General features: G+C 70.1%; 9 protein-coding genes. 4 read left to right on the top strand and 5 right to left on the bottom strand.

The features are described 5' to 3' along the window. Positions 1-12: 12 nt before the first annotated feature. Positions 13-996: an endonuclease/exonuclease/phosphatase family protein gene (locus ACIA8R_RS44415; RefSeq protein ID WP_397043741.1), complete on the top strand. Its 984-nt coding sequence runs from the start codon at positions 13-15 to the stop codon at positions 994-996. 136 nt (positions 997-1,132) lie between these two features. Here the strand turns inward: ACIA8R_RS44415 and ACIA8R_RS44410 are convergent, their stop codons facing one another. The 5 genes from ACIA8R_RS44410 to ACIA8R_RS44390 all read right to left on the bottom strand — a co-directional run bounded on the left by ACIA8R_RS44410 (position 1,133) and on the right by ACIA8R_RS44390 (position 7,149). Beyond that, positions 1,133-2,650, bottom strand: a complete 1,518-nt coding sequence (locus ACIA8R_RS44410) for a glycoside hydrolase family 13 protein (protein WP_397043739.1) — start codon at positions 2,648-2,650, stop codon at positions 1,133-1,135. Between the two features lie 34 nt (positions 2,651-2,684). Then, positions 2,685-3,644, bottom strand: a complete 960-nt coding sequence (locus ACIA8R_RS44405; RefSeq protein ID WP_364087246.1) for a carbohydrate ABC transporter permease — start codon at positions 3,642-3,644, stop codon at positions 2,685-2,687. Between the two features lie 2 nt (positions 3,645-3,646). Next, on the bottom strand, positions 3,647-4,567 hold the full coding sequence (locus ACIA8R_RS44400; protein WP_357693562.1) for a sugar ABC transporter permease: 921 nt from the start codon (positions 4,565-4,567) through the stop codon (positions 3,647-3,649). A gap of 71 nt (positions 4,568-4,638) precedes the next feature. Beyond that, complete coding sequence (locus ACIA8R_RS44395; protein WP_357693564.1) at positions 4,639-6,015, bottom strand: extracellular solute-binding protein; 1,377 nt, start codon at positions 6,013-6,015, stop codon at positions 4,639-4,641. Between the two features lie 141 nt (positions 6,016-6,156). Then, on the bottom strand, positions 6,157-7,149 hold the full coding sequence (locus tag ACIA8R_RS44390; protein WP_397043736.1) for a LacI family DNA-binding transcriptional regulator: 993 nt from the start codon (positions 7,147-7,149) through the stop codon (positions 6,157-6,159). A 235-nt stretch (positions 7,150-7,384) separates the two neighbouring features. Between ACIA8R_RS44390 and ACIA8R_RS44385 the strand changes: the two genes are divergently transcribed. From ACIA8R_RS44385 to ACIA8R_RS44375, 3 genes are all read left to right on the top strand, one after another. Continuing rightward, a complete protein-coding gene (locus ACIA8R_RS44385) occupies positions 7,385-10,954 on the top strand; it encodes a discoidin domain-containing protein (RefSeq protein ID WP_397043735.1) in 3,570 nt (1,189 codons plus the stop codon). 164 nt (positions 10,955-11,118) lie between these two features. Then, a complete protein-coding gene (locus ACIA8R_RS44380) occupies positions 11,119-12,723 on the top strand; it encodes a carbohydrate binding domain-containing protein (protein ID WP_397043733.1) in 1,605 nt (534 codons plus the stop codon). A 194-nt stretch (positions 12,724-12,917) separates the two neighbouring features. After that, complete coding sequence (locus tag ACIA8R_RS44375; protein WP_364087238.1) at positions 12,918-14,273, top strand: xylan 1,4-beta-xylosidase; 1,356 nt, start codon at positions 12,918-12,920, stop codon at positions 14,271-14,273. Position 14,274 lies beyond the last annotated feature (1 nt).

Here is a 14,274-nt window from a genome sequence, read left to right as displayed (position 1 = left end):
AGGGTTCGGGCTGTGCTGACGGACGAAGCGGTGGAACCCGTGCGGACGCGTCCGCGCCGGGTGTGGCGGCGGCGGCTGGCGACGGCGGTCGCGGTGCTCTTCGCGGCGGGGACGGCGGTCCGGCTCGGCGGCCTGGAGTCGGGCTTCCTGCTGGTCCCGCTGGTGTCCTTCACGCCGTACTTCGGGATCGCGGCGCTGCTGATGCTGGGGGTGGCGGCGCTGGCCCGCAGCAGGGCGGCGGTCGCGGTCATGCTGGCGGTGTGCGTGTGCCTGGCCTGGCTGGTGCTCCCGCGCGCCCTGCCCGGCGGGGCGGACGCCGCGACCGGCCGTCCGCTGCGCGTGCTGACCGCCAACCTCAACGGCGGCCGCGGCGACGCCCGCACGATCGTCGACCTGGTGCGCACGCTGAACGTGGACGTGCTGAGCCTCCAGGAGCTGACCTGGTCGGAACGCGACCGGCTGACGGCGGCCGGGCTGGAGACGCTGCTGCCGTACCAGGTCACCAAGCCGGAGACGTGGGGGCCGGTGGGCAGCGGCGTGTACGCGCGCTACCCGCTGACCGAGCGTACGGGCGTGTTCCAGCCGGTCGGGCACCACATGCCGGTCGTGGAGGCGGCGTTGCCCGGCGGTTCGGTGGAGGTGGTGGTCGTGCATCCGGTGGCGCCGGTGCCCTCGACCGTGCCGGAGTGGGAGGCGGGGGTCGGGACGCTGCCGCCCGCGTCGTCCACGGGCGCGCCGCGGATCCTGGCCGGGGACTTCAACGCCACGCTGGACCACGCCGTGTTCCGGCGGCTGCTGGGCACCGGCTACACCGACGCGGCGGCGGCCACCGGCAACGGGCTGGTGCCCACCTGGCCGATGCGCCGGATCCCGCCGCTGGTCGCCATCGACCACGTGCTCACGGACGGGCGCACGCGGGCGGTGGACGCGCGGATCCTCGACCTGCCGGGCTCGGACCACCGCGCCCTCTTCGCCGACCTGCGCGTCCAGAGCTGACCCGGCCGAACTCCGGCGCCCGGGACAGGCCGGACGCGGTCCCGCGCCCGGGCAGGCCGGGCGCAGGACAGGCACGACCCCGACCCCGACCCCGCCCCCGACCCCGGCCGCAGGCGGGGGCAGGGGGCCGGGGCGGTCAGGCGAGCCAGGCCGCCGTGTCGGCGGGCAGGCGGTCGCCGTCCAGGGCGCCGCTGGCCAGCAGGACCGTGTCGTGGGCGGGCAGCGGCACCTGGCCGGGGCCCAGGTTGACCACGCAGGTCAGGCCGGAGTCCCGGGTGAAGGCGAGCACGTCGGGGCCCAGGTCGAGCCAGGTGAGCGTGCCGTCGCCGAGCCGCTCGGCGCGGATGCGCAGCCCGTTCCTGTAGAGGTTGAGCATCGAGCCCAGATCGGCGCTCTGGGCCTCGACGGTGAGCTTGTTCCAGGCGTCCGGCTGCGGCAGCCACGGCGTGGCCGTGCCGAACCCGAACGGCGGCTCGTCGCCCGACCACGGCAGCGGCACCCGGCACCCGTCGCGCCCCTTCACCGTGTGGTTCGAGCGCCGCCACATCGGGTCCTGGCGCAGCTCGTCGGGGATGTCGTCCACCTCCGGCAGGCCCAGCTCCTCGCCCTGGTAGATGTAGATGCCGCCGGGCAGCGCCATGGCCAGCAGCGCCGCCGCACGTGCCCGGCGGTAGCCGAGCTCCAGGTCGGAGGGGGCGCCGTCCCTGCGGTCGCCGTGGTCCCAGGAGGTGTCGGCGCGGCCGTACCGGGTGACGACGCGGGCGACGTCGTGGTTGGACAGCACCCAGGTGGGCGGGGCGCCGAGCGGGGTGTGGGTGGCGAGGGTCTGCTCGATCACCTGGCGCAGGCCGGCGGGCTCCCAGGGGCAGGCCAGGAACGGGAAGTTGAAGACGGTGTGCAGCTCGTCGTGGCGCAGGTAGCGGGCCAGGCGCTCCTGGTCGGGCAGCCACACCTCGCCGACCAGGACGCGGTCGTCGTACTCGTCGTTGATCAGGCGCCAGCTCCGGTAGACGTCGTGGACCTCGTCCAGGTCCTCGTACGAGCCGGTCAGGCCGTCGGGCTTGGTGAGCAGGGCGGCGGAGTCGATGCGGATGCCGTCCACGCCGCGGTCGTACCAGAAGCGCAGCACGTCGTGGAACTCGCGGTGGACGTCCGGGTTGGTCCAGTTGAGGTCGGGCTGCCCGGGGTCGAACAGGTGCAGGTACCACTGGCCGTCGGGCACCTGGGTCCAGGCGGGGCCGCCGAAGATCGACTGCCACTCGCCGGGCTCGTCCCGGAACCAGAACCGGTCGCGCACGGACGGGTCGCGCAGCGCCTCCCGGAACCACTCGCTCGCGGTCGAGCTGTGGTTCGGCACCACGTCGATGATGATCCTGATGTTCAGCTCGTGCGCCTCGGCGATGAACTCCTCCGCCTCGGCCAGGGTGCCGAACACGGGATCGATGTCCCGGTAGTCGGCCACGTCGTACCCGCCGTCGGCCAGCGGCGACGGGTACCAGGGGTTGAGCCAGATCGCGTTCACCCCGAGCGTCGACAGGTACGGCAAACGTGCCCGCAGCCCCGCCAGGTCGCCCACGCCGTCACCGTTGCCGTCGGCGAAGCTGCGCAGGTAGACCTGATAGATCGCGGCTCCCCGCCACCACGTTTCGGACATGCTGAAGACAACTCCTTGCCATAGGTGGAGGCACTCAGCCCTTGAGGCTGCCGGCGGTGAGTCCCGCCATGATGTGCCGCTGGAAGATGAAGAAGACGATGATCGTCGGGATGCTGGCGATCACCAGGCCGCCCATGACCTGGTCCTGCGACACGGCCCCGGCGGTCTGGGCCAGGCCCACGCTGAGCGTCATCTTCTCGCTGTCGCTCATGACGAGCAGCGGCCAGATGAAGTCCTTGAACGAGGTGACGATCGTGAAGATCGACGTCACGCCGAGGATCGGGCGGGAGACCGGCAGCACCACCGACCACAGGATGCGGAACGGGCCGCCGCCGTCGATCTGGGCGGCTTCGAGCAGCTCGCGGGGGATGGAGTCGAAGAACCTCTTGAGCAGGAAGATGTTGAAGCCGTTGGCCGCGGCGGGCAGCCACAGGCCCCACGGGTTGTTCAGCAGGTCCCAGCCGAAGATCGGCACGTCGTGGATGGCGAGATAGGTGGGGATGAGCACGACCATCGGCGGGATCATCAGGGTGGCCAGCATCGCGCCGAGGATGACGTTGCCGAGCGCCGGGCGCAGCTTGGACAGCGCGTACGCGGCAGTGACGTCGACCGCCATGGTGATCAGCCAGCCGCCGCCGGCGTACACGACGGTGTTCCGCAGCAGCGTGCCGATGTCGAACAGCTCCCACGCCTCCAGGAACTTCCCGAAGTTCAGCTTCTCGGGGAAGAGCGTGGGCGGCACCTGGGCGAACTCCTCGGCCGACTTCAGCGCGCCGGTGATCATCCAGTACATCGGCAGCAGGAAGACGACCGTGAACGTCACGACCGTCGCGACCAGGACCGTCCAGTAGACGCGCCGCCCCCACCGGCTGTTGAGCTGGTGCGGGGAGATGATCGTGCGGAACTGCACCTCGATGCGCCGGGGCGGCCGCCGCCGTGCCCGGCGTCCTGCCGAGGAGGGCGCGGCGGGGCGTTGCAGGGTGGCGTTCGACATGGTCAGCTCTTCTCCTCGCGGGTCAGCCGGAGCTGCACGGCGGCGAAGGCGAGCAGGACGACCATGAGCATCATCCCCAGCGCGCCGCCCGCGCCGTAGTTGCTGTAGGTGAACGCCTGCTGGAACATCAGGAAGGCGACGGTGGCGGTGGCGTTCTCGGGGCCGCCGCCCGTCAGCAGGTACGGCTCGATGAAGACCTGCATGGTCGCGACGATCTGCAACATCAGCATGAGCAGCAGGATCAGCCGGGTCTGCGGGATCGTGATGTGCCTGATCCGCTTCCACACGCCGGCGCCGTCGAGCTCGGCGGCCTCGTAGAGGTCGGGCGAGATGTTCTGCAGCGCGGCGAGGTAGATCAGGGTCGCCGAGCCCATGTTCATCCAGGTCGAGACGAGCACCAGGCAGAGCAGCGCGGTGTCGGTGGAGTAGATCCAGTTGAGGCCGGGCAGCGAGAAGAATCCGAGGATCTGGTTGAACAGGCCGACGTCGGGGTCGTAGAACCAGCGGAAGAGCAGCACCGCGACGGCCGGGGGCAGCATGACCGGCAGGTACACCACGAACCGCAGGTAGGCCCGGCAGTGGCGGAGCTCGTTGAGCAGGATCGCCACCGCGAACGGCAGCCCGTAGCCGAGCACCAGCGCGAGGACGGTGAAGGTGAGCGTGTTCAGCCACGCGGGCCCGAAGGCGGGGTCGGCGAAGGCGGTCCTGAAGTTCTCCAGGCCGACCCACTCGGGCTCGTTGACCAGGTCGGTCTTCTGGAAGCCGAGGATGAACTCCTGGACGATGGGATACCAGGAGAACAGTACGAAGCAGAACAGCGCCCCGACCATGAACCCGTAGGCCGTCAGGTTCCTCCGCAACGCCCGGCGCAGCGGCGAGGGCGGCCTCGGCCGTCGCGCGGTTCCGGCGGTGGCAATGCTCATGGGGTGTCTCCGATCACCGACTCGACGTACCGGGGCGCCGGCGGACGCGGCGCCCCGGTCTCACGTTCCGCTCAGCCCTTGCTGGCCAGCATGGCGTTCGCCTTGGTCTCGGCGTCCGCGAGGAGCTGGTCGACGTCGGCGTCCTCGCGGCTCAGCACGGCCGACATGGCCACGTCGAGGATGGCGTAGAGCTCCTGGGCGTGCGGCGGCTCCATCTTGGGCGGGATGGTGGCCGAGGCGTCCACGTACGGCTGGTAGTTCTCCACCGGCAGGGTGGCGCTGGCCTTGCGGCCGTCCTGGATGGCCTTGCCGGTGGGCGAGGCGCCGTAGACGTCGTTGTCCGGCACGCCGACCGGGTTGCCGAGCGCCTTGCCGCGGGCGAAGTCGAAGCGGCCCTTGTCGACGGTGTTGAACCGGAAGTCCACCCAGGCCAGACCGGCCTTGACCTGCTCGGGCGTGGCCTTGGGGTTGACGAAGAACGCCTCGCCGCCGCTCAGTGACGCCTTGGCCTCGGGGAAGCCGGTGATGCCGTAGTCGGTGGAGGCGCCCTTGAACTTGTTGACCACGTCGGTGACGACGTCGGGGGCGCCGAGCATCATGCCGACCTTGCCCGAGCCCATGGCCTGCATGAGGGGCTCCCAGGCGTTGAACAGCTTGGCGCCGGTGCTCTTGTCCACCCAGCGCAGGTCCTTCAGGAACTGCAGCACGGCCTTGCCCTCGGGCGAGTTGAACGCGGCGGTCTTGCCGTCGGCCGAGACCATGTCGCCGCCGCGGCCGTACAGGGCCTGGTTGAAGTGCCAGCCGCCGGTGTTGCCGCCGGAGTACTCGCCGTAGCCGATGACGCCGCCGCCGAGCGCGGCGATCTTCTTGGCCGCCTCGCGGACCTCGTCCCAGGTCTTGGGCGGGGTGTTGGGGTCGAGCCCGGCCTTGGTGAACAGCGCCCGGTTGTAGACCAGGCCGACGCTGTAGTGCACGTTGGGGACGCCGTAGACCTTGCCGTCCTTGGTGACCAGGTCGCGGACGTCCTGGCGCAGGTCGTTCCAGTTCTTGATCTCACCGGTGTACTGCGTGATGTCGAGGCCCTGGCCCTTGCCGATCACGTCGGCGTAGTTGGTGACCGGCACCACGAACACGGTCTCCATCTGGCCGCCGGCCATCTTCGGCCCGAAGGTCTTGGGATCGAAGCAGGGCTGCTGGTCGGTGCTCTTGACCGTCACGCCGGGGTGGGCCTGCTGGAACGCGGCCACGTCGTCGTCCCAGGCCTGACGCTCCTTGGGCGCGGACTTCGCGGGCTGGCAGGCGACGGTGATGTTCACCTGCGCGGCACCTGAGGCGCTGTTCTGTGCCTGGGGCTTGGTGTCGTCGTCACTGCCGCAGGCCGCGGCGCTCATGCTCAGGCCTGCCGCCAGGAGCAGCCCCACAGTCCTGCGATAGTCCGATCTCTTCATCGATCTGACCCTTCCGAAGCTTGACGAAGCCGGGGGACGGTGAGGCGCCCCGCTGTGCGCTCACAATGGCAGATCGCTCAGATGTCCGCAATGTTTCGACATGGGATTGCAAGATAACGACTAGGTCACCGGAAGCCGCCTTCAGAGGGGGTCGCGCACCCGTCCCGTCGAGGCTCTGACCACCAGCTCCGGGTCGAACAGCAGCTCGTCGGCGGGCACCACGTGCTTGTCGATCTGCGCGATGAGCAGGTCGACGGCCGCCCGGCCCATGGCGTCGATCGGCTGGCGGACGGTGGTCAGCGGCGGGTCGGTGCAGTTCATCAGGGCCGAGTCGTCGAACCCGACCACCGAGACGTGCTCCGGCACCGACAGGCCGGCCCGGCGCACGGCCCGCACCGCGCCGAGCGCGAGCATGTCGCTGGCGCACACGATGCCGGTCACGCCCTTGGCGACCAGCCGGGCGGCGGCCGCGTGGCCGCCCTCCAGCGAGTACATGCTGTGCTCGACCAGCGCGGGATCGACCTGGTCGGCCACGGCGGCGAGCTTGCGCCGGGACGGCATGTGGTCGCGCGGCCCGAGCACCAGGCCCACCCGCTCGTGGCCCAGGCTGCGCAGATGGCCGAGGGCGATCTCGGCGGCCACCACGTCGTCGGCCGACACCTGCGGGAACCCCAGGTGCTCGACCGCGGCGTTGACCAGGACGGTGGGCAACCCGCGCTCGGAGAGCAGCTCGTAGTGCCCGTGGGAGGCGTCGGCCTGGGCGTAGTGCCCGCCGGCGAAGACGACGCCGGAGACCTGCTGCGAGAGCAGGAGGCTCACGTAGTCGGCCTCGCTGACCCCGCCGACCGTGCGCGTGCACAACACGGAGGTGAAGCCCTGCTGGGCCAGGGCGCCGCCGACGACCTCGGCGAACGCGGGGAAGATCGGGTTCTGCAGCTCGGGGAGCACCAGGCCGACCAGCCGGGCGCGGTCGCCGCGCAGGCGGGTCGGGCGCTCGTACCCGAGGACGTCGAGCGCCGTGAGCACGGCCTCCCTGGTGGCCTCCGACACGCCGGGCTTGCCGTTGAGCACCCGGCTCACGGTCGCCTCACTCATGCCGACCTTCTTGGCCACGTCTCCGAGTCGTCGGGTCATGCGCAAACTATACGACCAAATCCGCAAACACTTGCAACAGCTTGCGCCCTGCCTTGCAGCCACTGTCCACGAGAACCGCGAGTCGCGCAGGGCTCTTGAGCTGGCTCCTTCAGGACAGGCGGGATGCCAACCCACAGTCGATTATTTGCGAAATGAAGTAGAAACATTGCGTATTTCTATTGGTCAACTTAAGGTGCGGGCAACCCTCCCAGCCTGACGAGAGGTGACACCCCCCATGAAGCGCAAGCCTTCCCTCTTACGACCGCTCGCGGCGGCCGTCGCGGTCGCCCTGGCGATGATCGGCTGGACGGCCCTTCCGGCCGCGGCCGCGGGCCCGAACCTGGCGGCCGGGAAGCCCGTCACGGTCAGCAGCAGCACCGACGTGTACGGCGGCGGCAACGCCACCGACGGCAACCAGGCCACCTACTGGGAGAGCGCCAACAACGCCTTCCCCCAGTGGATCCAGGTGGACCTCGGCTCGGCCGTCAGCGTGAACCAGCTGGTCCTGAAGCTGCCCTCCACGTGGGAGTCCAGGACGCAGACGCTGACGGTGCAGGGCGGCACCGACAACCCGCCGACCACCACCCTCTCGGCCTCGGCCGTCCGCACGTTCGCCCCGGCGGCGACGATCACCTTCACCGCGGCGACCGTCCGGTACGTCCGGGTGACGGTCACCGCCAACACCGGCTGGCCCGCCGCCCAGGTCTCGGAGTTCGAGGTGTACGGCCCCGGCTCGGGCGACACCCAGGCCCCGGCCGCGCCCGGCGACCTGGCCTACACCGAGCCCGCCAGTGGCCAGATCAAGCTGACCTGGACCGCCGCCACCGACGACGTGGGCGTGACCGGCTACGACGTCTACGCCAACAACGCGCTGCGCGCCAGCGTCGCCGGGAACGTGCTGACCTACACCGACAACCAGCCCGGCACGCTCACCGTCTCCTACCACGTCAGGGCCAGGGACGCGGCGGGCAACCAGTCGCCTCCGAGCAACACCGTCACCCGGACCGGCAGCGGCGGGGGCGGCTCCAACCTGGCCGCCGGCAAGCCGATCACCGCCTCCTCCTACGTGCACACCTACGTCGCCGCCAACGCCAACGACAACAGCGTGACGACGTACTGGGAGGGCGCGGGCGGCAGCTACCCGAACACGCTCACCGTGCAGCTCGGCGCGAACGCCGACGTGTCCTCGGTCGTGGTCAGGCTCGACCCGGCGGCCGTGTGGAGCACCCGTACCCAGACCTTCCAGGTGCTCGGCCGGGAGCAGGGGGCCTCGGGGTTCACGAACCTGGTCTCCTCGGCGTCGTACACGTTCAACCCGGCCTCGGGGAACACGGTGACGGTCCCGGTCGGCGCGCGGGTGGCCGACGTGCGGCTGTCGTTCACGGCCAACACCGGGGCCCCGGCGGGACAGGTGGCCGAGCTCCAGGTGATCGGCGTGCCCGCGCCGAACCCGGACCTGACCGTGACCTCGCTGTCCTGGACGCCGCAGGCGCCGGTGGAGACCGACGCCGTCACGCTGTCGGCCGTGGTGAGGAACGCCGGCAACGCGCCGTCGGCCGCGACCGACGTCGCCTTCTCCCTCGGCGCCGCCAAGGTCGCCACCGCGAACGTGGGCGCGCTGGCCGCCGGCGCCTCCGCGACCGTGACCGCGAACATCGGCGCCCGGGACGCCGGCAACTACCCGGTCACCGCCAAGGCCGACGACGCCGGGACCGTCATCGAGCAGAACGAGTCCAACAACTCCCTCACCGGCCCGTCCCCGCTGGTGGTCAAGCCGGTGGACACCTCCGACCTCGTCGCCTCGCCGGTCTCCTGGACGCCGGGCAACCCGGCCGGCGGCAGCACGGTCACGTTCTCGGTCGCGATCAAGAACCAGGGCACGGTCGCCTCGGCGGCGGGCGCGCACGGCGTCACGCTGACCGTCGCGAACGAGGCGGGCACGGTCGTCAGGACCCTCACCGGCTCCCACAGCGGCGCGATCGCCGCCGGCGCCACCACCGCGCCCGTCGCCCTGGGCACCTGGACGGCCGCCAACGGCAGGTACACGGTGAAGACCGTCATCGCGAACGACGCCAACGAGCTGCCGGTCAAGCAGGCCAACAACACCAGCACCCAGCAGCTCTTCGTGGGCCGCGGCGCGAACATGCCGTACGACACCTACGAGGCCGAGGACGGCGTGACCGGCGGCGGCGCGCAGGTCGTCGGCCCGAGCAGGGACGTCGGCACGGTGGCCGGCGAGGCGTCGGGCCGCCGCGCGGTGACGCTGAACCAGAACGGCTCCTACGTCGAGTGGACCACCAAAGCCGACACCAACACCCTGGTCACCCGCTTCTCCATCCCGGACGCCCCGGGCGGCGGCGGGACGAACTCGACCCTGAACATCTACGTCGACGGCGCCTTCCACAAGGCCATCGACCTGACCTCGAAGTACGCCTGGCTGTACGGCGCGGAGGCGAGCCCCGGCAACTCGCCCGGCGCCGGCCCGGCCCGGCACATCTACGACGAGGCCAACGTCATGCTGAACACCACCGTCCCCAAGGGCAGCACGATCAGGCTGCAGAAGGACCCGGCCAACACCACGACCTACGCCATCGACTTCGTCAGCCTGGAGCAGGTCTCCCCGGCCGCGAACCCCGACCCCGCGCACTACGCCGTACCGGCCGGGTTCTCCCAGCAGGACGTGCAGAACGCCCTGGACAAGGCGCGCCAGGACAGCAACCTGACCGGCGTCTACCTGCCCGCCGGCACGTACCAGACGACGGGCAAGTTCCAGGTGTACGGCAAGGCCGTCAAGGTGGTCGGCGCGGGCCCCTGGTACACCAGGTTCGTCTCGCCCTCCGGCCAGGACGGCACCGACGTCGGCTGGCGCACCGAGGCGTCGTCGAACGGCTCGACGTTCGCCGGGTTCGCCCACTTCGGCAACTACACCTCGCGCATCGACGGCCCCGGCAAGATCTTCGACCTGTCGAAGGTCTCGAACATGACGATCGACAACATCTGGGTCGAGCACCAGATCTGCATGTTCTGGGGCACGAACGTCGACCACGTCACGATCAGGAACTCGCGGATCAGGAACACCTTCGCCGACGGCGCGAACTTCACCAACGGCAGCACGAACAACCTGATCACCAACGTCGAGACCCGCGCCACCGGCGACGACAGCTTCGCGCTGTTCGCGGCGATCGACAACGTCAACGCCGACCAGTCGGGCAACGTCTTCGAGAACATCAGCTCGCTGCTGACCTGGCGGGCCGCGGGCGTCGCGGTGTACGGCGGCCAGAACAACGTCGTGCGCAACGCCTACATCGCCGACACCCTCGTCTACTCGGGCATCACGATCAGCTCGCTCGACTTCGGCATCCCGATGCGGGACTTCGGGCCGGGCCAGACGAAGTTCGAGAACATCTCGCTCGTGCGCTCCGGCGGGCACTTCTGGGGACAGCAGACGTTCCCGGCGCTGTGGATCTTCTCCTCGTCCAAGAAGTTCACCGCGATCCGGGTGACCGACGTGGACATCGTGGACCCGACCTACAGCGGGATCATGTTCCAGACCGGCTACTCCAGCCCGAGCACGCCACTGAACCCCGTCACCGACACGGTGTTCACGAACGTGTCGATCTCGGGGGCGCGCAGGAGCGGTGACGCCTTCGACGCCAAGTCCGGCTTCGGCATCTGGGTGAACGAGCTGCCCGAGCCGGGACAGGGCCCGGCGGTCGGCTCGGCCACGTTCAACGGTCTGCGGCTGAGCGGCAACGCCACCGACATCCGCAACACGACGAGCACGTTCACGCTCAACGTGAACTGAGCCGTCCCGACGTGCCGTTCGGGTCCGCGGGGGCCCGGACGGCACGTCCGCGATATGACCAAAGTGGTATGGAAGCCGCGTGGACAACTTTAAAGTTTCTTTACATAATCCGATGAACCCGCTGGTCGCGGGCCCGCGCTCGGGCGACGAAAGGGTTGTCCACCATGAAGCGAACGCGCCGTCTCCTCGTCGTGCTGCTGGCCTCCGTCCTGGCGGCACTGGGCGTCCTCGTCGTCCAGACCTCCGCCCAGGCGGCCAACCTCCTCACCAACCCGGACTTCGAGACCGGGTCCCTGTCGCCGTGGTCGTGCACCGGCGGGCTGGGGTCCGTGGTCTCCACCCCGGTCCACTCCGGCACCAAGGCGCTGGCCGCGGCGGCCAGCGGGTCCGACACCGCGCAGTGCACCCAGTCGGTGTCGGTGCGGCCGAGCACGACGTACACGCTGAGCGCCTGGGTGCGCGGCAGCTACGTCTACCTCGGCGTCACCGGCGGCTCCTCCTCGTGGACCTCGTCGGCGACGGCGTACACGCAGCTCAGCGTGTCGTTCACGACGACGGCGAACCAGAGCACCGCCGTCATCTTCCTGCACGGCTGGTACGGGCAGGGCACCTACTACGCCGATGACGTCAACTTCGACGGCCCCGGCGGCACCGCCACCCCCACAGTCACCCCCACAGTCACCCCGACAGTCACCCCGACCGTGACGCCGACGGTGACCCCCACCGTGACCCCGACCGTCACGCCCACCGTGACGCCCACGGTCACCCCGACCGTGACCCCGACCGTGACCCCCACCGTGACGCCCACCGACACCACCTGCCCGACCAAGCCGCGCCCGGCCGGCAAGGTGATCCAGGGCTACTGGGAGAACTGGGACGGCGCCATCAACGGCGTGCACCCGCCGCTCGGCTGGATCCCGATCACCGACCCGCGCATCAAGCAGCACGGCTACAACGTGATCAACGCCGCGTTCCCCGTCATCCGCTCCGACGGCACCGTGCTGTGGGAGGACGGCATGGACGCCACCGTCAAGGTCGCCACCCCGGCCGAGATGTGCCAGGCCAAGGCCGCGGGCGCGACGATCCTCATGTCCATCGGCGGCGCGGCGGCCGGCATCGACCTCGGCTCCAGCGCCGTCGCCGACCGCTTCGTGGCGACCGTCGTGCCGATCCTGAAGAAGTACAACTTCGACGGCATCGACATCGACATCGAGACCGGCCTGACCGGCGGCGGGAGCATCACCCAGCTCTCGGCCTCGCAGTCGAACCTCATCCGGATCATCGACGGCGTGCTCGCCCAGATGCCGGCCGGGTTCGGCCTGACCATGGCGCCGGAGACGGCGTACGTGACGGGCGGCAGCGTGACGTACGGGTCGATCTGGGGCGCGTACCTGCCGATCATCAAGAAGTACGCCGACAACGGCCGCCTGTGGTGGCTGAACATGCAGTACTACAACGGCAGCATGTACGGCTGCTCCGGCGACTCCTACTCCGCCGGCACCGTGCAGGGCTTCACCGTGCAGACCACCTGCCTGAACAACGGCCTGACCATCCAGGGCACGACGATCACCGTCCCCTACGACAAGCAGGTTCCCGGCCTGCCCGCGCAGCCGGGAGCCGGCGGCGGGTACATGGCGCCCTCGCTGGTGTCGCAGGGCTGGAACGCCTTCAACGGCCAGCTCAAGGGCCTGATGACCTGGTCGATCAACTGGGACGGCTCGAAGGGCTGGACGTTCGGGGACAACGTCAGAGGTCTGCAGGGTCGCTAGGGACAGGACGCGGCGGCCTCCCGGCGCGCCAGGGGCGCCGGGAGCGCCGCCGCGTCCGCAAGGTAACGCCAGGTAACGCTTGGCTGTGAATCCGTCCCACTGGTTTGCCGCGTTTGCGGGTGCATGGAAGCCTCTAGGCAAAAAGCGCCGAGGACCAGGTGGGGATTCAGGTGTCAAGAGTTAGCGGGGGGACGGTGTCGCGGCGTTCCGGCCGGTTGACCGCCTGCGTGATGGGGTTCGCCGCCCTGGCCGTGCTGGCCGCCGGATGCTCCCTCGGCGCCACCGCCGGCCAGGAGACCACCGGCGCACAGCCGCCGCAGGCGTCCCCGCCCGCCGCCACCGCGAAGGCCCAGAAGCCGCCGCCCGTGGAAGCCGACTGGCCGCGCTGGGGGCTGACCCACACCGGCGTCAGCGCCAACAACATCACCCCGCGCCTGGAACAGGACGTCGCCCGCGCGCTGTCCGAGACGCCGATGCTGCAGAACCAGCACATCATGGGCTTCGGCGCGCTCAACCCCGAGCCGCGCCGGGGCGACTACTTCTGGGAGGACCTCGACAGCCGGACGAACTTCATGCGGGAGTCCGGCGGCACCGGGATCATCACGCTGTGCTGCGCCCCCGACTGGATGAAGGGCGGCCCCGAGGGCCCGACCGAGGAGTCGGCCTGGAAGGAGCACCTGGAGGACGCGCCGTACCCGGAGTACTTCGACGAGTTCGCCAAGCTGGCGGCGACCGTGGCCGAGCGGTACCGGGACGTGAAGTACTTCATGGTCTGGAACGAGTTCAAGGGCTTCTGGCGTGACCACAAGAAGCCCGCGGACTACAAGGGCTACACCCAGCTGTACAACAAGGTGTACGACGCGGTGAAGGCGGTCCGTCCCGACGCCAAGGTCGGCGGCCCGTACCTGGGCTTCGACAGCGACAGCAAGGGCGACACCGAGCTGCGCGGCCCGTGGGGGGCGGTCAACCAGCACGCCCTCGACGCCTTCGAGTACTGGTTCAAGAACAAGAAGGGCGCCGACTTCGTCGTCGTGGACGGCGCCTCCCCCACCGAGACCCACGAACTGCTGCCGGACGCGTTCGGCGCCCTGGCCAAGTTCAGCGCGATCACCAAGTGGCTGCGCGAGAAGACCGGCGACCTGCCGGTGTGGTGGTCGGAGTGGTACTTCGTGCCCGAGGACGGCACCGTCTGGGACGAGCCCATGCGGCTGGCCGTGCAGGCCGCCTCGATGATGGAGTTCGCCAAGAGCGGCGCCAGCACGGCCCTGTACTGGAACCCGCAGGCCAAGGACGGCGAGTGCAGGGCCTGCATGTGGGAGCCGCGCACGGGCGCGCTGATGCCGACGGGCAAGCTGGTGAGCGACTTCACCCGGTGGTTCCCGGCGGGCGCGCAGATCGACCCGGTCACCTCCTCCGACCCGCGGGTGCGGGTGCTGGCCCAGCCGCAGCGGCTCCTCGCGGTCAACACGGTCGACAAGCAGGTCACCACGACGGTGGACGGCAAGGAGCTGACGCTCAAGCCGTACGAGATCAAGTGGAGCGACCGCTAGC

The sequence above is a fragment of the Nonomuraea sp. NPDC051191 genome (assembly GCF_044455665.1).
Taxonomy (GTDB): domain Bacteria; phylum Actinomycetota; class Actinomycetes; order Streptosporangiales; family Streptosporangiaceae; genus Nonomuraea.
This window is presented reverse-complemented; position numbering and strand designations above follow the sequence as displayed.